The organism is Martinezella lusitana, from assembly GCF_900094565.1.
Taxonomy (GTDB): Bacteria; Pseudomonadota; Alphaproteobacteria; order Rhizobiales; family Rhizobiaceae; genus Rhizobium; species Rhizobium lusitanum.
Genome location: NZ_FMAF01000007.1, coordinates 112,234 through 131,714, shown reverse-complemented (window position 1 = coordinate 131,714; position 19,481 = coordinate 112,234). Strand labels below are relative to the sequence as shown.

At 60.3% G+C, this 19,481-nt stretch carries 21 protein-coding genes; 4 read left to right on the top strand and 17 right to left on the bottom strand.

Annotated features, from left to right (window positions below):
* Positions 1-41: 41 nt before the first annotated feature.
* From GA0061101_RS39425 to GA0061101_RS17030, 4 genes are all read right to left on the bottom strand, one after another.
* Positions 42-203 (bottom strand): hypothetical protein, encoded by a 162-nt coding sequence (locus tag GA0061101_RS39425; protein WP_156143622.1) that lies wholly within the window; start codon positions 201-203, stop codon positions 42-44.
* 12 nt (positions 204-215) lie between these two features.
* Positions 216-1,919 carry a potassium-transporting ATPase subunit KdpA gene (kdpA, locus tag GA0061101_RS17040; RefSeq protein ID WP_037191684.1) on the bottom strand — a complete coding sequence of 568 codons (1,704 nt, stop codon included), beginning with the start codon at positions 1,917-1,919 and terminating at the stop codon, positions 216-218.
* A 32-nt stretch (positions 1,920-1,951) separates the two neighbouring features.
* Positions 1,952-2,041, bottom strand: coding sequence for a K(+)-transporting ATPase subunit F (gene kdpF / locus GA0061101_RS17035; RefSeq protein ID WP_007691771.1), 90 nt, complete (start codon positions 2,039-2,041; stop codon positions 1,952-1,954).
* Positions 2,042-2,356: 315 nt separating this feature from the next.
* Positions 2,357-3,265, bottom strand: a complete 909-nt coding sequence (locus GA0061101_RS17030; RefSeq protein WP_197070349.1) for a TIGR03571 family LLM class oxidoreductase — start codon at positions 3,263-3,265, stop codon at positions 2,357-2,359.
* A gap of 242 nt (positions 3,266-3,507) precedes the next feature.
* Between GA0061101_RS17030 and GA0061101_RS17025 the strand changes: the two genes are divergently transcribed.
* On the top strand, positions 3,508-4,527 hold the full coding sequence (locus tag GA0061101_RS17025) for a LacI family DNA-binding transcriptional regulator (protein WP_037192042.1): 1,020 nt from the start codon (positions 3,508-3,510) through the stop codon (positions 4,525-4,527).
* A 50-nt stretch (positions 4,528-4,577) separates the two neighbouring features.
* Here the strand turns inward: GA0061101_RS17025 and GA0061101_RS17020 are convergent, their stop codons facing one another.
* From GA0061101_RS17020 to GA0061101_RS16995, 6 genes are all read right to left on the bottom strand, one after another.
* Complete coding sequence (locus GA0061101_RS17020; protein WP_037191689.1) at positions 4,578-5,588, bottom strand: zinc-dependent alcohol dehydrogenase family protein; 1,011 nt, start codon at positions 5,586-5,588, stop codon at positions 4,578-4,580.
* A 110-nt stretch (positions 5,589-5,698) separates the two neighbouring features.
* Positions 5,699-6,760, bottom strand: a complete 1,062-nt coding sequence (locus GA0061101_RS17015) for a carbohydrate kinase family protein (protein WP_037192044.1) — start codon at positions 6,758-6,760, stop codon at positions 5,699-5,701.
* Positions 6,761-6,762: 2 nt separating this feature from the next.
* Positions 6,763-7,431 carry a D-lyxose/D-mannose family sugar isomerase gene (locus GA0061101_RS17010; RefSeq protein WP_092574253.1) on the bottom strand — a complete coding sequence of 223 codons (669 nt, stop codon included), beginning with the start codon at positions 7,429-7,431 and terminating at the stop codon, positions 6,763-6,765.
* Positions 7,431-8,585 (bottom strand): Gfo/Idh/MocA family protein, encoded by a 1,155-nt coding sequence (locus GA0061101_RS17005; protein ID WP_037191696.1) that lies wholly within the window; start codon positions 8,583-8,585, stop codon positions 7,431-7,433. Before GA0061101_RS17005 ends, GA0061101_RS17010 begins: the two co-directional genes overlap by 1 nt.
* Positions 8,586-8,606: 21 nt before the next feature.
* A complete protein-coding gene (locus tag GA0061101_RS17000; protein ID WP_037191699.1) occupies positions 8,607-9,431 on the bottom strand; it encodes a class I fructose-bisphosphate aldolase in 825 nt (274 codons plus the stop codon).
* A gap of 308 nt (positions 9,432-9,739) precedes the next feature.
* On the bottom strand, positions 9,740-10,732 hold the full coding sequence (locus GA0061101_RS16995; protein ID WP_037191701.1) for a Tim44 domain-containing protein: 993 nt from the start codon (positions 10,730-10,732) through the stop codon (positions 9,740-9,742).
* 490 nt (positions 10,733-11,222) lie between these two features.
* Here GA0061101_RS16995 and GA0061101_RS16990 point away from each other — a divergent pair, with 490 nt between their 5' ends.
* The gene (locus GA0061101_RS16990; protein WP_037191703.1) at positions 11,223-11,939 is read left to right on the top strand and encodes a hypothetical protein; all 717 of its coding nucleotides are present in this window, start codon (positions 11,223-11,225) and stop codon (positions 11,937-11,939) included.
* Between the two features lie 49 nt (positions 11,940-11,988).
* On the opposite strand, the gene GA0061101_RS16985 is transcribed toward GA0061101_RS16990, so the two are convergent.
* On the bottom strand, positions 11,989-12,210 hold the full coding sequence (locus tag GA0061101_RS16985; protein ID WP_037191705.1) for a hypothetical protein: 222 nt from the start codon (positions 12,208-12,210) through the stop codon (positions 11,989-11,991).
* 375 nt (positions 12,211-12,585) lie between these two features.
* Between GA0061101_RS16985 and GA0061101_RS16980 the strand changes: the two genes are divergently transcribed.
* Complete coding sequence (locus GA0061101_RS16980; RefSeq protein WP_037192047.1) at positions 12,586-12,864, top strand: HU family DNA-binding protein; 279 nt, start codon at positions 12,586-12,588, stop codon at positions 12,862-12,864.
* 125 nt (positions 12,865-12,989) lie between these two features.
* On the opposite strand, the gene GA0061101_RS16975 is transcribed toward GA0061101_RS16980, so the two are convergent.
* Genes GA0061101_RS16975 through GA0061101_RS16955 form a run of 5 tightly spaced genes read right to left on the bottom strand, consistent with a single transcriptional unit; the run spans position 12,990 to position 17,242 of the window.
* Complete coding sequence (locus GA0061101_RS16975; RefSeq protein WP_037191706.1) at positions 12,990-13,961, bottom strand: 5-oxoprolinase subunit C family protein; 972 nt, start codon at positions 13,959-13,961, stop codon at positions 12,990-12,992.
* Positions 13,951-14,826 (bottom strand): 5-oxoprolinase subunit B family protein, encoded by an 876-nt coding sequence (locus GA0061101_RS16970; RefSeq protein WP_037191708.1) that lies wholly within the window; start codon positions 14,824-14,826, stop codon positions 13,951-13,953. Before GA0061101_RS16970 ends, GA0061101_RS16975 begins: the two co-directional genes overlap by 11 nt.
* On the bottom strand, positions 14,826-16,211 hold the full coding sequence (locus GA0061101_RS16965) for an acetyl-CoA carboxylase biotin carboxylase subunit (protein WP_037191709.1): 1,386 nt from the start codon (positions 16,209-16,211) through the stop codon (positions 14,826-14,828). Before GA0061101_RS16965 ends, GA0061101_RS16970 begins: the two co-directional genes overlap by 1 nt.
* A complete protein-coding gene (locus GA0061101_RS16960; RefSeq protein ID WP_037191710.1) occupies positions 16,208-16,450 on the bottom strand; it encodes an acetyl-CoA carboxylase in 243 nt (80 codons plus the stop codon). The genes GA0061101_RS16965 and GA0061101_RS16960 overlap by 4 nt, the downstream gene beginning before the upstream one ends.
* A gap of 9 nt (positions 16,451-16,459) precedes the next feature.
* The gene (locus GA0061101_RS16955) at positions 16,460-17,242 is read right to left on the bottom strand and encodes a 5-oxoprolinase subunit PxpA (RefSeq protein ID WP_037191711.1); all 783 of its coding nucleotides are present in this window, start codon (positions 17,240-17,242) and stop codon (positions 16,460-16,462) included.
* A 281-nt stretch (positions 17,243-17,523) separates the two neighbouring features.
* On the opposite strand from GA0061101_RS16955, the gene GA0061101_RS16950 reads away from it, so the two are divergent.
* Entirely contained in the window at positions 17,524-18,450 is a 927-nt protein-coding gene (locus GA0061101_RS16950) for a LysR family transcriptional regulator (RefSeq protein ID WP_037191712.1), read from the top strand.
* A gap of 51 nt (positions 18,451-18,501) precedes the next feature.
* Here the strand turns inward: GA0061101_RS16950 and nrdF are convergent, their stop codons facing one another.
* Positions 18,502-19,470, bottom strand: coding sequence for a class 1b ribonucleoside-diphosphate reductase subunit beta (gene nrdF / locus GA0061101_RS16945; RefSeq protein WP_202032847.1), 969 nt, complete (start codon positions 19,468-19,470; stop codon positions 18,502-18,504).
* Positions 19,471-19,481: the final 11 nt, after the last annotated feature.

Sequence of the window (19,481 nt, the reverse complement as noted above, 5' to 3'; positions counted from 1 at the left end):
CTCCAGCGTGAAGAGGAAAACGTCAGATCGGAACGCACCGATCAGCCGATTAAGAATCCGAAGACAACGAGGCCGAGGAACAGGGTGACCATCGCCAAGAGAATGGCGTCGGAGGCACAGGTCGTCCCGGCTGGGCCACGCCCCCTGTCGAAGGGGCGTGGATCGATAACTTTTCTAAGCTTGGTCAAAAGCGAACCGCTCATGACATCAATCCTTTAAAAGGCCTGGCCTGCGATCATCGACAGATGTTCGACGATCGGTCCGAGCGCGAGCGCCGGGAAGAAAGTCAGGCCACCGACGATCAGGATCGTGCCGACCAGCAGGCCGACGAAGAGCGGACCATCCGTCGGGAAGGTGCCAGCGGAAGCCGGGACCGTCTTCTTGGTGATCAACGAACCGGCAATCGCAAGCGCCGGCACGATGACGAAGAAGCGGCCGATCAGCATGACGATAGCGAGGGTGACGTTATACCAGGGCGTGTTGCCGGAGAGACCTCCGAAGGCCGAGCCGTTGTTTGCCGCCGCCGAGCTGTAGGCATAGAGGATTTCCGAGAAGCCGTGCGGACCGGGATTGCCGATGGAGGCCACGGCCGACGGCAGCACGACCGAGATCGCCGTGAAGATCAACATGCCGAAGGGCAGGCAGAGGACGGCAAGCATCGCCATCTTAACTTCCTTGGCCTCGATCTTCTTGCCGAGATATTCCGGCGTACGCCCGACCATCAGGCCGGCAACGAAAATGGCGATGATGACGAACATCAGGATGCCGTAGAAGCCGGCACCGACGCCGCCAACGATGACTTCGCCGAGCTGCAGGTTGATCAACGGGATCATGCCGCCGATCGCTGTGAAGCTGCCATGCATGGCATTGACCGCACCGCAGGACGCCGCCGTGGTAATGACCGCGAAGAGCGACGACAGTGTGATGCCGAAGCGGACTTCCTTGCCTTCCATATTGCCGCCCTGGACGCCGAGCGCATGCACCAGCGGATTGCCGGCAGCTTCAGCCCAATAGGTGACGATGACGCCGGCGATGAACAGTACGCCCATGGCACCGAGGATTGCCCAGCCCTGACGCTGATTGCCGACCATGCGTCCGAAGACGTTGGTCAGCGCAGCGCCGATTGCGAAGATCGCCAGCATCTGGATCAGATTGGAGATCGCATCGGGGTTTTCGAAAGGATGGGCGGAGTTGGCATTGAAGAAGCCGCCGCCATTGGTGCCGAGCATCTTGATGGCAAGCTGCGAGGCGACCGGGCCGACGGCAATTGTCTGCTGCGCGCCCTCAAGCGTCGTGGCATTGACATAGGGCCCGAGCGTCTGCGGCACGCCGAGATAGACGAACACCAGCGTCAGGACGATGCAGATCGGCAGCAGCACATAGAGCGTCGCCCTGGTCAAATCGACCCAGAAATTGCCGATCGCCTTGCCGGAAGCGCGCGAGAAGGCGCGGATCAGCGCAATGGCGAGCGCAATACCGGTGGCGGCGGAGGCGAAATTCTGGACAGTGAAACCGGCCATCTGCACGAGATAGGACATCGTGCTTTCGCCGCCGTAATTCTGCCAGTTGGTGTTGGTCACGAAGCTCGCGGCGTTGTTGAACGAAAGCTCCGGGCCGATCGAGGTCATGCCTGCCGGGTTATAAGGCAGGCTGGCCTGGAAGCGCTGCAGGATATAGAGCACGAAGAAGCCGGCGAGGCTGAACAGAATCATGGAGATCGAATAGGTCGTCCAGTGCTGCTCTTCGCGCTCATTCGTGCCGGCGAGACGATAAAGTCCCCGTTCCAACGGACCGAGGACATAAGAAAGAAATGTGCGCTCGCCGGTGAAGACACGCGTCATGTAACCGCCGAGCGGTTTGACGAGCAGAAGAAGGATCCCGATGTAAATGAGGATCTGAAGCCATCCGTTGAAGGTCATGGGGGTAACTTTCCCTATCCAGCGCTATGGAATTAGAAGCGCTCGGGGCGAATGAGAGCGTAAATCAGGTAGGCGGTGAGAAAAATAGTCACGCCGCCACCGAGAATGTAATCGAGAAGCATTGCCGTCTCTCCGACTAGAGGCTGTCGCAGGCCTTGGTGTAAGCGACACAGAGGAGGAAGAATAAAACGCCGATCCCGACAAGAATAATGTCCATCATCGATCGCGATTCCTTGATTGTTCTTGTTGATTGCGAAAACGATGCAGGGCGCGCTTGGTGAGAGCGCCTCTTTTATTTCCGCACAGAGAGAAGATCACCTCGTGTGTATCTTCGCCGTATAACATGCGCCCAAACCGCATTAAGGTTCGAGACGGCGGGAATGTGGAAGATATAAAAATCTTATAAATGCCGGTGCCAGTAGCGCCGGCGATGCGGCCTAGCTCAAAGCGGGCATCACATCCCCGGCGATTTCGTCCATGACGTCGTGTGGCGGCCTATCTCCCGAAACGAGATTGAACGCGACGTGATGGATACCGGCTTCACGCATGGCCGATAGCGCGCCGATCAGCCCTCGCCTGCCGGTTCTGCCGCCGAGATTTATCTCTTCGTAGGCCGCATCGGGCCTATCGACGAGCTCCAGCACCATCGACTGGCCGAAGCCGCGGAATTCCGTCGTCACTTTCGCCTGGGCGTTATGCCAAAGCGTCAGCCGGTCCCTTTGGACGGGCAATTGCCTGTAATATGTCATCCATGCGGTCGCATGCCGGGCGATCCATTCGAGCGACTGCGACGACGAACCGACAGCCACCAAAGGAATAGGCGCTTGTTGCAACCTCGGTCTGACGGCGAATTCTCTTCGCACCTGGCCGTTCTCGTCCAATATCTCCTGATCCGGGCAAAGCACGGCAGCCAGACGCTCCCAATTGTCCTGAAAGATCGACTTCCGCTTCTCCAGATCTTTCCCGAATACCTCGTATTCCGTCGGTCTGTCTCCCGACCCAAGACCAAGAACGAGCCGCCCTTGCGAAAGGACCGCCACAGAAAGCGCGGCCTTGGCAATGTGCAGAGGATGTCTCAAAGGCAGAACGATCGCGCCTGTCGCCAGGCCGATGTTCGAAGTGACCGCCGCCAGTGCTCCAAGGAAGACCCAGGGATCGGCGTGTCCGACCGGATCCGGATAGCTTTCGCTGTTCAGCGGCACATCCCGGACCCAGAGCGCATCGAAACCCAATTCGTCCGCATGGCTTGCGAGCTTCAACTGGGCATCGAACTCGACATCGGCAGAGGTTCGCGGTTGCGCCGGCAGGACGATGCCGAATGAAAGTCGATCTGGATGAAAAAGCACATCGCGCCCCAACAGATATTGCCGTAGCGCTGAGATAAGGATGTTTGCGGATGATAAAAGAGCCTGAGGCTCTTTGCGCATACCTGATAGGATCGACGCCGACGTTGCCGATCGCTGTCAATGATCGCCCCTATTGCGCTTGATGCGACGTGCCGCCGGTGATTTAGTCGGTGCCGACATAGAGTTGAACATATACAGCCATCTGCGGAATGATCGGCCGCCAGACAAAGAAATGCGAGCAAGTGACGACCAGTATCAGACATATCGCCAAGCTTGCAGGAACATCGGTCTCTTCCGTCTCGCGCGTGCTCAACAACAGCGGCTACGCCTCCCCGGAGCTCAGGCAACGTGTGGAAGCGGCGATCCGCACGCTGAACTACACACCGAGCAAGGGCGCGCGCATGCTGCGGGGTGCGCCGAGCCGAATGATCGGGCTGATGCTGCCGTCGATCGACGTGCCTTTCTTTGGGATTCTCGCCCATGCCATCGAGCAGGAATTGTTCCGGCACGGCTACCAGACGCTGATCTGCAGCACGGCGGAAAACATGGAGCACGAGGCGCGCTATATTTCCATGCTGCTGTCCCAGCGCATCGACGGCGTCATCGTGGCCAGCGCCTTCGGCAGCATCGAGCATTTCGAGGCGCTGCGCGATGCCGATATTCCGATCGTCGCCATCGACCGCGAACTGGGCGGGATCGCAAACGATGCCGTCATGGCCGATCATGAGGAAGGCGGGCGGCTGATGGCGCGCCATCTGATCGGTCTCGGCCACCGGTCGATCGCCATTGTCGGCGCGCCCGCGCATAGCCAACCCGTCCAGCTTCGCCTTGAGGGCATGAGGGCGGAAATGGCGAAGGACGGAATCACGCCTGCCGTGGTGGCGATGGCGGAGGAGCATAGCTTTGCGGCAACCTATGAGCTTGCGCGCGAATTGCTCAAGTCCCGGCCGGAAGTGACGGCGATCGTCGGCACAACCGATATTTCGGCGATCGCAGTCATCCATGCCGTCCAGGATCGCGGCTTTTCCGTTCCGCGCGACTATTCGGTGATCGGCTTCGACGACTTGCCGGAAGCTGCCTATGTCTTTCCGCGATTGACCACCGTCGCGCAGCCGATCCGCGAGGTCGGTGAGCAGGCGGCGCAGCGATTGAAGGCGTTGATCGAGGAGCAGCAAGCGGGGCACGAGCCGCGACAGGGCATGGTCGTCAAGATTCCCGTGACGCTGATCGAACGCGATTCCACGGGACCTGTCCGCGGCTGAGGCGAGCGGCATGTACCCGACCGCCAAGATAGGCCGGTGATTTCCTAAAGCTAGGGTCGTACTATGACCTTGATTTCGCCCGGCAATGGCGCGCTGCCGACTACGCCTGCAACCTCTTCGAGGCCTATGGCTTTGGTCACCAGGGAGTCCAGTTCGAGCGCTCCGCTCGCGACCATTGCCGCGGCCCGGGAATGCGTGAACGGGTTGAGATAGGCCGGCCTGACATCAACCTCGTTGACGAGCAGGTCAAAGGGCAGAACGGGCACTTCAATGCCGGCCGGCGTCACGCCGAACAGCACGAAAGTGCCGCCGCGCCGCGCCATCCTGAGACCGGTCTGCAAGGTGTCGGCAACACCGGCACACTCGATGACGACGTCGGCGCCGCCTTGGGTAACATCTCGAACGGAAGCGACCGTGTCCGAAGATGCTGGATCGAAGGTGTGCGTGGCACCCAGGCGCAGCGCAGCCTCGCGCCTCGATAGCTGTCGCGTGATCAGGATCACCTGACTGGCGCCGGCCAGGCGGGCCAATTGCACCATGAGCAGGCCGATCACACCTCCGCCCAGGATGGCGACGCTATCGCCCGGTCGGATGTCTGCCCTGTCGATGGCGTGAATGCAGCACGCGAGCGGTTCGCAGAAGGCGCCATGCACGGGATCGAGATCGGACGGCAGCGTGAATGCCTGACCGCACGGCACCGCCACATAGTCCGCAAAGCCGCCGTCGCGTGTCACCCCGATGGCTGTCAGCCTTGCGCACAGGTTCGGCCGCCCGCGCCTGCAGGCCGCACAGGTGCCGCAGGCGATATTCGGGTCCACGGTGACGAGTTCTCCGCCGGCAAATGATGGGATTCCATCGCCGACCTCCTCCACGATGCCGCAGAATTCATGTCCCAAGGTAACGGGGATCGCTGTCGGATACTCGCCCTTGTACATGTGACGATCGGAGCCGCAGATGCCGGCAGCCAGAACCCGGACGATGAGCTCGCCGGGCCGGGCAACCGGTTTCTCAACGATGCGCATGATTATGGACCCGATCGATTCCAAGCGTACGGCCCTCATTCTTCTCCTCCAGCCCTCAGATTCCATTGATCATCGCCGCATGATGAGCCAATCCCCCCGGTACACTACCATCAATCGCCAAAAATGCTGACGACCTCATGAGCGATGCTCTATGCCGTAAATGCCGGGTGCATTTCCTTCGCGTCGTCAACGAGGACCGCCATGTCGGGGATGCCATCCGTCGCCGTCGCGCCTCCCAGGCAGCGGGCGGCAGCGGCGTGGGCAACGGCACAGATGCGCCCGACCGGCCAGTTCTCGTGCAGGCCGTAAAGCACGGCGGCGCAAAAAGCGTCGCCGGCGCCGACGGTACTGACGATGTCGCTCGGATTGACGGGCCGCGAACGTGTGACGACAGGCGAAGCGCCAGGCGCAAACCAGAAGCAGATCTCCGGCGCATGGATGACGGCGCCCTTGGCCACACCCGCCGCAAGCAGACGCTCGCCCGCAGTCAGAATTCCCGCTTCGATCAGGTCTCCCCGCGCATCGCGCACAGCCACGCCGGTTGCACGACCCGCCTCGACCTCATTGATGATCAGGAAATCGCAATATGGCAGCGAAGCGCCGACCTTGGCGGCGAATTCCGGATCCTCGCTCGATACGAAATCCACACAGGTCGTAAGGCCCGCTCGACGGGCGGCTTCAAGCAGGCGCGACGCTCCCGAGCGGCCGTCCGGACCGAGCCGGTCGAGACCGGGCAACAGCATAAGATAACCGAGATAGAACAGCCGGTAACCGGCGCTCGCGAAGACCTCGGGGAAGACGAGCGCATCGGTGACCGCATCGTTGGCACCGCCGTGATAGAAGAAAGTGCGGTTCTCACCTGGCACATTCATGACATGGGTGTGCGCCGTCGCCCGGTCGGACAGCACCATCAACCCGCCGACATCGATGCCGGCATCGACCAGGCGCGACTTGACGATCTCTCCGTCAATATCGGCGCCGACACATCCCGCTGCCGCCAGCTTTCCGGGAAAACCGAGCGAGGCGAGGTCGGTGACGACATTGGCGGCTCCGCCCCCCACGCCCAGATCCTGATGCAGGATATGAGCGAGATTACCCTGTTTCGGCCAGTAGGACAGTGTGTGAACGCGGTCGACGATGAAATTTCCCGCGCAAACGATGCCGCCCTTATCTTGCCTTTCGCTGCCGCGAACCTCCTCCCCTGTCCACATCATCAGCCTGCCTCGTTCCACAAGGGTCTGAGGGGTGGTTCATCCTCCTCGATCGCGGCAAAGCGCCCGATCGGATCCAGGAAGAAGTTATCGCCATTGTCGTCGTTGACCTGGCTGACCTCGCCGACGAGGACGGGGCCACCGCCTCTTCTGCCGTAGAAACGATGATAGAGCCCGGTGCGGATCGTCACGCTCTGGCCGGGTGAAAGAACCAGCGGTTCCCATGCCGCGAGCTTGCGCGGCAGTCCGTCCAGCGGAACGGTGACATCGTCCTTCAGCACATTGCTGTCGGCGTCGGCCGCGGCGAATTCGATGACGAGATCGCCGCCGGCTCGATTGATGATGTCTTCCATCTTCGCTGCATGACGATGGGTCGGCGTTACCTGGCCTTCCTCTACGAAGAGGAGTTTTTCCGCATACGTGCGCTCGCCCTCGACGCTAACGATGCCGTTGCGCAGGCAGAACAGCACCAGACCGCATTCGGCAAACCGGCCCGAGCCGAAATCGGTGACGTCCCAGCCCAGTTGATGGGCGCGCAGATAGGCCGTCGCCTGCGGATCGGCGGCGAACTCCGCCGCAGTCCAATATCCCCACTCCGGCAGCGCCCACCGCCAGTGCTCGAGGGTCTTGGTTGCCCGCAGCAGGGCTGCATTGATCTCCGAGCGCTTCATCAGATCGCCGTCCCCTCATAGTCGACCGGCACCACGATGTTCTCGCGACCGGATTTGAGAGCCGCGGTCAGCACCGCGTGATGTGCCTGCGCTTCGGCCGGGGTGGCGCAGCCAAAGCCGTTGGCGTTCCCGCCTGCCAGCTCATCGACGAAGGCAGCCCACATCTGCTGGATGGCATCGGCAAAGCCGAACTCGAAAATCTTGCCCGTTATGGCCGGAAACAGCGAGCCATAACCAAGGTCCTCGGTGCTCCAGGCCTGCGTGCCACCGGTATAATCCATCCATTGCCACTGGCGCGGTGACTTGGTGCTGAAGAAGGCGCTCTTCTTCATGCCGAGAATACGGATGTACCAGGTGTTGGATTCGCCCGGCGCGATGCGCCACGTTTTGAGCACCATCGGGAAATCCTGATCCCCAGCGCACACGCGCGTGCTGATGGTCGCATTGTCCCAGGTGGTGCAAGGCACCATTCCGCCCTTGCCGTCAGGACGCTCGGTGACCTTCTTGACGAGTTGCGCATGCAGGGTCGTCGGGCGCCAGCCGAGCCGCAACGGCACGTGCAGGACATGCATGCCAAGATCGCCCATGCAGCCATATTCGCCGTTGATCTCAGCCATGCGCTTCCAATTAATCGGCTTCTGCCGGTCAATGTCAGAGGAGTGCAGGAAACCGGCCTCGACCTCGAGGAGGTTGCCCATCTCGCCGCTTTCCGCAAGCGCGATGACCTTCTGTGCACCGGGGAAGAAAGGCATTTCCGACGAGCAGCGAACCAGAAGGTCCGGGTGTTCGGCAAGAACCGTCATGATCTCGCGGTTCTGGGCCGCATCCATGCCGAAGGGCTTTTCGCCGAGCAGATGCTTTCCGGCCTTCAAGATATCGATATAGAATTGCTGGTGCAGCACATGCGGCACCGCGCAATAGATCGCATCGATCTCTGGATTGGCCAGAAGCTCCTTATAGTCGCCGGTAAACTGCCGCACGGTCGGCACGTGATCCCTGAACCAGTCGAGCAGCGTCGTATTGGTGTCGCAGACAGCGACGATTTCCGGTCGCGCCTTCACGTCGGCAAGATGCAGCCAGCGCGCCGCGGCACTTGCGAATTCGCGCCCCATCAGGCCGCAACCGATGACGCCGAAACGGAATACCCTTGTCATGTCCATTCCTCCCAGAATGCGTCAGGCGAGATGCCGCGAGGCTTCCTCTACGGAAGCACCGTCATGGACGATCGCCATCAAGGCGCGCGTCATGCCCGCAGGATTTTGGTGTTGGATGACGTTGCGGCCATAGACGATGCCGCGCGCGCCCTGCCCCATCAGCTGCTTGGTGCGGCTCAGGATTTCCTGATCAGAAACGCGCCCACCGCCGCGCACCAGCACCGGAAGGCCCTGGGCGATCTCGATGACACGGTGATATTCCTCGACATTATCGCACGGGTCAGCCTTGATGATATCGGCGCCGAGTTCGGCGGCCTGACGCACCAGAGGCAGGATTTTGTCGATCGCACCATCGACCATGTAAGCGCCCTTGGAATTATCCTGCATGACCAGCGGCTCCACCATCAGCGGCATGCCATAGATCTCGCATTCACGCTTCAGGCTATTCACGTTGCGCACGCAGGCGCGATAGACTTCGGGCTGGTTCGGTAGCATCAGGAGATTGACGACGACGCAGGCCGCGTCGAGCGCCACGCCCTGCTCCACCGCGCGGTCGATCATTTCGGAAAACAGCGCTGATGGCAGGGGATTGCCATAGATGTTGGCGATATCCGTGCGCAGGACCAACGCCGGGCGATGCTTGCCGGGGATCGCCTGCAAGAGTGGCGCGGTCCCCGGTGGAAGCTGGATGGCATCGGGGGCGGCGTCGGCGATCACATGGATGGCCGTCTTCATGTCCTCAATGCCGGCGAGGAAGGTCCGTTCATTGAACATGCCATGATCGATGGCGACGTCGAAACAATTGCCGGACACGCCGAAAAGGCGGTTGAGCCGCGCGGATTTCATCCAGTTCCTCCCAGTATGGTAACGTTTCCACATTGAGATTAATGGACTCATCCAATGAGTCAAGACGGATGCGGTATCGTTTCCACATTCGTCTCATTTGGGTGTCCTGGGAGATTCCAAAGGGTAGCCCGATAGGGCTCGTCTTCCCTCATTCGGTTCGCAGCAAGCCCGACGCAGACATCAAAGCGCCCGCTTGAAGGTCTTCATTGAGGAGTTGCTGAAGCGCCTTGGGGGTGCGTAGATCTCTTCGACAAGCGTCAGCGATTGCCCTCGATCTTTCGCGAGGGCAATTTTTGCCGAATGCGGGTTCAGGCGCCGTGAGGCCCTGTCCCCTGGATCGCGGAGAGCTTCCAGTCCGAACCCGGCCTGCGCACGAAGGTCCAGATCTCGGTGGTTTCCGAGGGATTGCGATCGTCGCCATCCACGAGCTTTCCAGTCGTGCGATCGACCATCGCGTCGATGCTCGAATAGCGCATGGCGAGCGTCGCGTATTCGGCACTGTCCTCGCGCCAGGCTTCGGCGATATCGCCCTGCAACAGGCGAACATCGGAAACGCTGTTGCGGACGCCGTTGGTCGCGTTCTCGCCAAGCTCCTCGGCAAGATAGGACATGGCTTCGGGTGTGCTCAGCTGGCGCAGCGTGGCGTAATCCTCGGACCCGTAGGCCGTTTGAATTTTGGTGAGAAGCTGCTCGAAGCGTTCGAGATCGGGCTGCTTCAGCCCGATCTCGTCATTCGCCTGCCGCGCCGCCGGCTTCGCGTTCGCCGCGCTGCCACCGATCGGCGGGATCGAGAAGGAGGGACGCTGCGAAGCATTCATGCTGTTTGTGTTATAGGATGTGCCCGGCGCCGATGCCGCATAGTTCGTTCTTTGGCGGTTAGCGAAGAAGCGCATGGCAAAGCTTATCGCCGCGATGATCAGGCCGATCTGCAGCAGCATGCCGAGGAAGCCGAAGCCGCCGCCGAAACCATGACCGATCAGCATGCCAAGCAAGCCGCCGGCGATCAATCCGCCGATCATCGACCCGCCGAAGCCGCCAAAAAGGCCGGGACGAGGCTGCGCGTTGATCGGCGGCTGCGTCGCGGTCTGCGTCTGGGGTGTCATCGTCCGGTCGATCGGAGCGGCCTGGGTTGGCGCTGTCCGCGTAATGGCAGGCGTGTCGAAAGTCCTGGTTCCGCGGCTGCCGAATCCGCTGGAGCCAGCACGGCGAGCATCAGCATCGCTAAAGCTCGCAAAGGACGATGCGGCAGCGAGGACGACGATGGCTGCGATCTTGGCGAAACGCGGAACTGCACTGAACATTGGTTCTCCTGTCATTGGGCAGAAAGACAATCTGTCGATCATATGGGGATGCCAAATGGCGATTGTAAGTTGGCACTGGAACAGAGCGGCCAGAAAATACGCGCCTTCGATAAGGACTGCGTCGTTATCACAGTCGCGAAAAGCAACCTTGTCCGGTGCGTCACCACCTATGGCGATCCCGTGCCTTTTGGCATTCAGGCGCTTTTGAGTGTTGGTGGTGTACGGAAGCGCGCTTGCCCTTGTGGCGGCGCAGATCGCCAAGGGCGGCTTCCGGCGGTGCCTCGGTCGACGCCGATGGTCGTGGGTCCGGTCGTTCGCTACACTGCTCCGCTCATTGCCACGATCGAGACCATTGTTCGCTCTGGACCTTGCCGCCGGGAAAGCCCTCTCCATCTATGCCGCCATTGAGCTTGCAAGCATGGCCTTTCAAGAGGTTAGATGCGTCAATTCTGACCGACAAGACATATTCATATAGAGGATTTCCTTTCCCATGCCTTTTCGCCTTTCGACATTCGTCCGGGTCGCAGCTCTTGCCGGCTCCGCGGCCGCCATGCTGTCGGCCCACGCTTTGATGGCTCAGGATTCAGCCGCTCCGTCGCAATGGCCCGACACCCCGACATCGCGGGTGGAAGCCCTTGCGGTCCTCCAGACGCTGAATGCCAATCTCCTCAGCAATGCCAGCGCCACCTTGACGCTCGACCGCTGGTGTGCCGCGCATAAGCTTGCGCCGGCGGGCTCCAAGATCCTGGCGCAGCGCGTGCATGGGCAGGATAAGCCGGCCGATGCCCATATCCGTGAGCTGCTGGCTGTGGGGCCGGATGTTCCGATTGCCTATCGTCGCGTTCGTCTCGCCTGTGGCGATCGCGTCCTGTCGGAAGCCGATAATTGGTATGTGCCGGCAAAACTGACGGCTGACATGAACGAGGCGCTGAACACATCCGATATCGCCTTTGGCCGAGCCGTTCAGTCACTCAACTTCACCCGCACGAACCTGTCAGCCAAATTGCTTTGGTCACCTCTTCCCGAAGGATGGGAGATGAAAGCCGATCTGCCGTCCGCCGGCACGGGGCAACTGACGCTGCCCCCGTTTCTTCTCGAACATCGCGCAGTGCTGAAGTTGCCGGATGGTACGCCATTCAGCACGCTGGTCGAAACCTACACGAACAGCGTTCTGGATTTCCCGGCTCCGCCCGCGCATCGACCATGATGCGTGAGCATTCGGCCCCTCGCTGGCAGCGGGATGCCAGCGCTCCGGCCTAGTCTTCATCCGCACCATCGAGCAAACCATCGTAGACTTCCATGAGCGCGTTGGTGATCGCCTGCCCGAGGGCGCCGCCGGCTACGCGGACATCTTCGTCCGTACCGTCTCGGGCTGCCTTGGCGAGGCCGAAACCTTGCTCGCTGACGATCTGCTTTGCAACTTCGATGGCCCACAGACCGAAGTCACCGCGGTTATCTATCTTGATCGCGTCTTCCATTGCTTGTTCCCGTTATTTGTCATCGTGAGGCATCTATACCGTCACCGGCCCCATGACCAGCATCGCTGGCATAACGCGGCTCGAGACGTGATGGATCCATCATTTTGTCCATCCAGATTATGCCTTTTGGCGAGACCGCCGTGGTGCGTGCCCGGAGGGAAGAATCAGCAAAAGTGGAAAGAAGGAGGTGTCGCGACAGAACAACAAGCGGCACCGCATCTCCTGGAACCGGTAGGGAAAAGCCCGAAAATGAGGCTCTTCCCATCGGAAATTGTGGAAATGCCGGTGTATGAGCCCTCTGAGACCCGGGCAGCGCGTGACATTGGGCGATTACGATGGAAATGATTCAACCGTAAACAACCCGGGGGAAGCATGATGACCACCACCAACGAAATCGCAGACAAAATTGCCGCAGACCACAAGCTGACGAAGGCTCAGAGCAAGGCTGTCGTCGAAGCCGTCTTCGCCGCCATCACCGGAGCTGCAACCTCCGGCGCCGAGACATCGATCCCGGGCTTTGGCAAGTTCAAGGTCAAGGACACGCCGGCACGGGAAGCACGCAATCCATCGACCGGCGCGACCATCAAGGTGGCCGCCGCAAAGAAGCTCACCTTCACGCCGGCCAAGGCGCTGAAGGATGCGTTGAACAAGTAAGAGCGGGTTACGGCCTCGTTGTGCAACGATGAAAATGCCGGCCCTATCAAGGGCCGGTGTATTTGTCTTGCGAGTTCTTGGATGACGCACCCATTGGCAGTTTAGAAGCCGAAACGGGCAGATGCTCAGTTAAACGTGGATCTGAGCTTATCGAGCAGCGAAGCCCGGTGCTTTCGTGCAGCCAAGGCCTCGTCCATCGAAACCTCGATGAATCGTGTCGGCGTATGCGGCTGAAGCTGCCCGATCAGATCCATGTCGGCTGAAATCACGGTGCCGACCATGAAATAGCCGCCGCCCGAGACCGCATCACGATGCAGGATGATTGGCTCCGTGCCGCTCGGGATCTGGATGGAACCATAGGGATAGCAGCTGTCGACGATGTTGGACGGATCGGAGCCGGCTCCGAACGACTGCTTGCGCTCGACGAACTCGATCTTGCGACCGCCGCGAAAGCGATATCCCATGCGATCGGCCTCCGGCGCCACCTTCCAGGTGTCGGCAAAGAAGTTCGCCTTCGCCGCGTCCGTCAGCCTGTCCCAGTAGAGGCCCGGCAGCACGCGAAGTTCCGCCGGCGCTCCCGGTTTGCGGCGCAGGTCCTCAGCAATAGTGCGCCCTTCGCCGTCAAGGCCGCCTTGGCCGACCGGCAGTTCGTCTCCCGGCGCAAGCGCCCTGCCTTTGTAGCCGCCAAGTGCGCCGATCGGATAGGTCGACCGGCTGCCAAGGGCGATCGGCACATCGATGCCGCCGGCAACCGCGATGTAGATGCGGGCGCCGGACTTCAGAAAATCGAAGGTCAGGACCTGACCGCTCTTCACTTTGAAAGCAGTCCAGCCGGGGACCGGTTCGCCATCGAGCTTGGCGGGCATGTCCGCACCGGTAACAGCAACGAGCGCATCTTGCGTGAACTCGAGCTTCGGCCCCATGAAGACCGCCTCGAGGCCGGCCGCACCCTCGTCGTTGCCGACCAAAAGGTTGGCTGCCCGAAACGCGTAGCGATCCATGGCGCCGCCCATGGGAATGCCCAGATGAAAATAGCCCGGGCGGCCGAGATCCTGAACGCTGGTGGAAACGCCGTGATGTATGACCTTAATGGGCATAGAGCGTGCCCTCCAGCTTGGTGTTGTAGCCGTCGATGTCCTTCTGGAATTCGCGAAGATCGAAAGTGACCTCGCGGATCGGCGGCGAAAACCTGCCCCTGTCGACATCCTCGACCGCCTGGTCATAGGCGGCACGATCGATAGGCTTGAACTTCACGATGTCGCCCGGGCGGAAAAAGACCATGAAATCGCGGAGATAGCTCGTCGTCTGGCTGGAATCGAAGATCGGCATGGGCGTGATGCCGAACATCTGATAGCCGCCGGCGCCGCGCACCGAATAGATGCAGCCGAAGCAACCGCCATGGCCGACCGTCAGCCGCGGCGTATCGGTTCTCGGGCGCAGATATTTCGGCACCTCGATCTGCCGCTCCCGCTCGACCATCTGATACATGAAGGGAAGGCCGGCGACGAAGCCGACCATGGAAACGAACCACGGTGAGCCGTGATGGGCCTCTATGAAGCTGCCGACGGCATCGTAGCCATTGATCCTGGCGGCGTAGTCGAGATCGGTGCCCTCAGGCTCCTGGTGCCGCTCGCGAAAGCGCATCAAGGTCTCATGGGTCCAGGGATCGTTGTAGAAGACGGGGATTTCGACGATCCGCGTCTTGAGCACGGGTTCCGCCTTTTCGGCATCGACCTCGATCGCCCTGACTTCCTTCATCATGTCGTCGGGCTTGATGATATCCGGGTTGAACTTGACCTGGAACGAGGCATTGGCGGGGCAGATCTCGGTGACGCCCTTGATCTGGCTTTCCCGCACGGCTGTTGCCATCGACAGGCTCTTGAAGAAGGCTTCCAGCGACATCTCATCGCTGCATTCGATGAAGAGGTGTTCATCCCCTCCGAAACTATAGCGCGCGGGCATCAGGCGACCTCCGATCGAATATGATTTTTGGGAGAGAATTCGGTTTCAAGCCACCCTTCCAGGAAGCGCGTATGGAAGGCCGCAATTTGCACGGCCGAAGAGCGGACGAGTGCCTGATGCAGCGGAATGGTCGTCGCCAGCCCCTCGATCACAAGGTTGTCGAGCGCTCGACCAAGCCTTATCAGGCATTCGCCTCTTGTCTCACCCCAGACAATGAGCTTGCCCAGCAGGGAATCATAGAAGGGCGGAACGGTATAGCCTTCGTAGAGCATGGTATCGAAGCGGATGCCGTCTCCCTCGGGAACCACCAGGCGCTCGACAAGCCCCGGGGCCGGCACGAAACCCTTGAAGGGATCCTCGGCGTTGATGCGGCATTCGATGGCATGTCCGCGCGGGCGGATATCGTCCTGCGTGACGGAAAGCGGCGCGCCGCCGGCGACCCTGAACATCTCCTGGACAAGATCGACGCCTGTGATCATCTCGGTCACCGGATGCTCGACCTGGATGCGCGTGTTGACCTCGATGAAATAGAATTCGCTGCTATCTTCGTCGTAGAGATATTCGACCGTGCCGGCGCCCTTGTACCCAACCTCTCTTGCCAACGCGACGGCACTCTCGCAGAGCTTCTGGCGCACGATCTGCGGCAGCAGGAGCGACGGCGCCTCCTCCCAGACCTTTTGACGGCGGCGCTGCAACGAGCATTCACGCTCATGGAGATGGATGAAATTCTCCCCATCGCCGAAGATCTGCACCTCGACATGACGCGCACGGGAAATGACCTTCTCGATATAAAGACCGCCATCGCCGAAAGCGGCCAGCGCTTCAGCCGCGGCAAGCGGAAACTGCTTGTCGAGATCCGCAAGCGATTCCACGATGCGGATGCCGCGGCCGCCACCGCCGGCGGCAGCCTTGATCATCACCGGGAAGCCGATACGCTCGGCAATCTCGTGAGCCTCAGCGAGATCGAAAATGCGCCCGCCGCTGCCGGGCACGGTCGGCACGCCGGCGCGCTTGGCAACCTCGCGCGCCGCAACCTTGTCTCCGAGCAGGCGAATGGCATCGCCACTCGGGCCAATGAACGTCAAACCGGCCGCCGCGACGGCATCGGCGAAATCGCCATTCTCCGATAGGAAGCCATAGCCGGGATGCACCGCATCGACATTCGCGGCCTTGGCAGCCGCGATGACGGCCTCGATGTTGAGATAGGATTTCTTCGGCGCCGGCGGTCCGATATTGATCGCCTCGTCCGCCAGCCGCACCGCCAGCATATCGGCATCGGCGGCGCTGTGCACCTGCACCGTGCGGATACCGAGGGCCTTGGCGGCCTTGATGATGCGAACCGCGATTTCGCCGCGATTGGCGATGAGAACGGAGCTGATCGTCACTGTTCTACCTCCGCGATGACCTGGCCGGCCATGATCGGCTCTTCGTTGTCGATGAGGAAGGTGATGTTCCTTCCGGAAAGCCCCGCCGGGATCTCATGAAAGGTCTTCATGACTTCGATTACGCCGACGATGTCACTTTCCGCGACGTCCTGACCATCGGCCTTGAATGGAGGAGCATCCGGCGACGAGGCCCTGTAGAAGGTGCCAGGCAGCGGTGATCTGATTTCAGCTTTGCTCATGATAGCCCCTCATTTTTGCTGTTCTAATATCTGGGAAACAGGCGCGATCCGAATTCCTTCGGCCACCAACGCCTCGCGCATCTCGCGGACGATATCCAACGCTCCGAGCGTATCGGAATGGAAGCAGATGGATTCAAATTCGATTGGGATGTCCCTTCCCTGGACGGTGCGCACTTTTCCTTCGGTGCAGGCGCGCAAGACCTTCCTGGCGATCGCCTTGGGATCGGGCCGCCCGGCATCGCGGGTAAAGACGATCCAGCCATTGTCGTCGTAATCGCGATCAGCGTAGAGTTCCCTGACGACCGGATGGCCGAGCAGCCTGGCGGCCTCGTAGGTCGCTGAGTTCCACATGCAGAAAATGGGCGCATTGGGTGCGGTCGTGCGCATGTACTCGATGAAAGCGTCCGACAGCTCCGGATTGGCAGCAAGCTCCATGTAGAGAGCGCCATGCGGCTTGACATGCTGCATGCTGGTGCCGTGACGCCTGCAGAACTCGCGAAGCGCACCGACCTGGTAGACGATGTCGTTGACGATTTCCTTGTTGCTGCCCGAGATCTTTCGGCGTCCGAAACCTTGCAGGTCGTTGTATCCCGGGTGCGCGCCGACCGCGACGCCGTGCTCGGCGGCTAGTTTTACCGTGTCATTGATGAGATTGGGATCGCCGGCATGAAAGCCCGCCGCTATGTTGGCGGAGCTTATATGCGCTATGAGGTGCTCATCGCTGGTATCGCCGATACGCCACCGGCCGAACGCCTCCCCCATATCACAGTTGATATCCACCGTTCGCTTCAAACCCGCAATCCTCACTGGTAGATCGGTACCGAAGGCATCCCTCGGCGGGCGCCTTCCTCATCAGTACGGTAGGGTCTAATTGGCAGCTTGAAAAATAGATTCTTTTGAGCAGTAATATCTGAAAATATGATAATGATGCGTCGGAGTGATGCGGAAAAAATCGCGATAAAATATATAGTTACAAGGCATGCTCAAAAATTGCTCTTGAAGATGATGCAGTTTTGACCAGCATTATTCATTTTTGCAGTGCAGTAGTCTGAATTTATTGGAGGGACGGTTCGGTGGCTCTCAGCATTCGCCAGCTTCGCTATTTCGTCGCAACCGCAGAATATGGGCAGGTTTCCCAGGCGGCGATCAGCCAGAATATTTCTCAATCCGCCATAACCGCCGCCATCAAGGAGCTCGAGCAGATCGTCGGCGTTCCCCTCTTCGCCCGCACGGCGCAGGGGATGGAATTGACCTCGTCAGGACGGCAGTTCCTGTCGCATGCCTACGAGATCCTCGCCAAGATCGACGAGGCGATGCAACTCAACTTCATCAACACCGATGTCGAGGGCGAACTGGTCGTCGCGGCCACCTACACGGTGATCGGCTATTTCCTGCCGATGCACATCGAGCGGATACGCCGGCTCTTCCCGAAACTGCGGGTGCAACTCTATGAATTGAACAGGGAATCGATCGAGGAAGGTTTGCTGACCAACCGCTACGACCTTTCCGTCCTGCTCACCTCGAACATTCTCAACCCGATGATCACGACAGAGACGCTGTTGAGCTCGGTGCGCAGGCTCTGGGTTCCGGCGCAACATCACCTGCTGCGGCGAAAGGGCGTGGGGCTGCAGGAAATATCGCAAGAGCCCTACATCATGCTGACGGTGGACGAAGCCGCCCAGTCATCGCTCAAATATTGGAGCAAGACCCCCTACCAACCGAATGTCACGCTTCGCACTTCATCGGTGGAAGCCGTTCGGTCCATGGTCGCGAACAACCAGGGCGTCGCCATCCTCTCCGACATGGTATATCGGCCGTGGTCGCTCGAAGGCCGTCGCATCGAGACGATCAACATCCAGGAAACCGTACCGGCCATGGACGTCGGACTTGCATGGCGTGCGGGTAACGCCTTGACGCCTGCGATGCAGGCATTTCGGAACTACTTCCAACAGGCTTTCGGCTTGCCGGGCGTGGCCGGCGGAAAACCGGCGCCCGAGTAGGCCCACGGCGTCAGGGCGACCCACGACGCCGTGCGGACGGATCACCCAGTCCTAGAAATTCCAATCTTCATCTTCGGTCGCGACTGCCTTCCCGATCACATAGGACGAGCCGGAGCCGGAGAAGAAGTCATGGTTCTCGTCGGCATTCGGCGACAGCGCCGAGAGGATCGCCGGATTGACCTTGCAGGCCTCCGCGGGAAAGAGCGCCTCGTAGCCAAGGTTCATCAGCGCCTTGTTGGCGTTGTAGTGCAGGAACTTCTTGACGTCTTCGGTCAAGCCGACACCGTCATAGAGTGACTCGGTATACCTAGCCTCGTTATCATAGAGTTCGAGCAGGAGGTCGAAGGCGAAGTCCTTGATCTCCTGCCGGCGCTCCTCCGGCAGCCGTTCAAGCCCGCGCTGGAACTTGTAGCCGATGTAGTAGCCATGCACCGCCTCATCGCGGATGATCAAGCGGATCATGTCGGCGGTGTTGGTGAGCTTGGCACGGCTCGACCAAAACATCGGCAGGTAGAAGCCCGAATAGAACAGGAAACTTTCGAGGAAGACGCTGGCGACCTTCTTCTTCAGCGGATCACCGGAAGCATATTGCTCCATGATCAGCGTCGACTTGCACTGCAGGAATTCGTTCTCCTCCGACCAGCGATAGGCATCGTCGACATCCGGCGTCGAGCAGAGCGTCGAGAAGATCGATGAGTAGGATCGAGCGTGCACGGCCTCCATGAAGGAGATGTTCGACAGCACCGCCTCTTCATGCGGCGTGGCGGCATCGGCCATCAGTCTCACGGAACCGACGCCGTTCTGGATTGTGTCCAGCAGGGTCAGGCCAGTGAAGACGCGGATGGTGAGCTGCTGCTCCTCCGGCTTCAGGGTTGCCCAGGACGGGATGTCGTTCGACAATGGCACCTTTTCGGGCAACCAGAAATTTCCGGTCAGGCGGTTCCAGACCTCGAGATCCTTGTCGTCCTCGATACGGTTCCAGTTGATGGCGCGAATGCGGCTTACCGGCTTGAATTGCATGTTCACGGGAA

What these genes read in the sequence shown, in the direction of transcription:
- GA0061101_RS39425 (WP_156143622.1), bottom strand. Translation starts at nt 203, where the DNA reads ATGAGCGGTTCGCTTTTGACCAAGCTTAGAAAAGTTATCGATCCACGC.
- kdpA (WP_037191684.1), bottom strand. Translation starts at nt 1,919, where the DNA reads ATGACCTTCAACGGATGGCTTCAGATCCTCATTTACATCGGGATCCTT.
- kdpF (WP_007691771.1), bottom strand. Translation starts at nt 2,041, where the DNA reads ATGCTTCTCGATTACATTCTCGGTGGCGGCGTGACTATTTTTCTCACC.
- GA0061101_RS17020 (WP_037191689.1), bottom strand. Translation starts at nt 5,588, where the DNA reads ATGAGGGCCGTACGCTTGGAATCGATCGGGTCCATAATCATGCGCATC.
- GA0061101_RS17015 (WP_037192044.1), bottom strand. Translation starts at nt 6,760, where the DNA reads ATGTGGACAGGGGAGGAGGTTCGCGGCAGCGAAAGGCAAGATAAGGGC.
- GA0061101_RS17010 (WP_092574253.1), bottom strand. Translation starts at nt 7,431, where the DNA reads ATGAAGCGCTCGGAGATCAATGCAGCCCTGCTGCGGGCAACCAAGACC.
- GA0061101_RS17005 (WP_037191696.1), bottom strand. Translation starts at nt 8,585, where the DNA reads ATGACAAGGGTATTCCGTTTCGGCGTCATCGGTTGCGGCCTGATGGGG.
- GA0061101_RS17000 (WP_037191699.1), bottom strand. Translation starts at nt 9,431, where the DNA reads ATGAAATCCGCGCGGCTCAACCGCCTTTTCGGCGTGTCCGGCAATTGT.
- GA0061101_RS16995 (WP_037191701.1), bottom strand. Translation starts at nt 10,732, where the DNA reads ATGTTCAGTGCAGTTCCGCGTTTCGCCAAGATCGCAGCCATCGTCGTC.
- GA0061101_RS16990 (WP_037191703.1), top strand. Translation starts at nt 11,223, where the DNA reads ATGCCTTTTCGCCTTTCGACATTCGTCCGGGTCGCAGCTCTTGCCGGC.
- GA0061101_RS16985 (WP_037191705.1), bottom strand. Translation starts at nt 12,210, where the DNA reads ATGGAAGACGCGATCAAGATAGATAACCGCGGTGACTTCGGTCTGTGG.
- GA0061101_RS16980 (WP_037192047.1), top strand. Translation starts at nt 12,586, where the DNA reads ATGACCACCACCAACGAAATCGCAGACAAAATTGCCGCAGACCACAAG.
- GA0061101_RS16975 (WP_037191706.1), bottom strand. Translation starts at nt 13,961, where the DNA reads ATGCCCATTAAGGTCATACATCACGGCGTTTCCACCAGCGTTCAGGAT.
- GA0061101_RS16970 (WP_037191708.1), bottom strand. Translation starts at nt 14,826, where the DNA reads ATGCCCGCGCGCTATAGTTTCGGAGGGGATGAACACCTCTTCATCGAA.
- GA0061101_RS16960 (WP_037191710.1), bottom strand. Translation starts at nt 16,450, where the DNA reads ATGAGCAAAGCTGAAATCAGATCACCGCTGCCTGGCACCTTCTACAGG.
- nrdF (WP_202032847.1), bottom strand. Translation starts at nt 19,470, where the DNA reads ATGCAATTCAAGCCGGTAAGCCGCATTCGCGCCATCAACTGGAACCGT.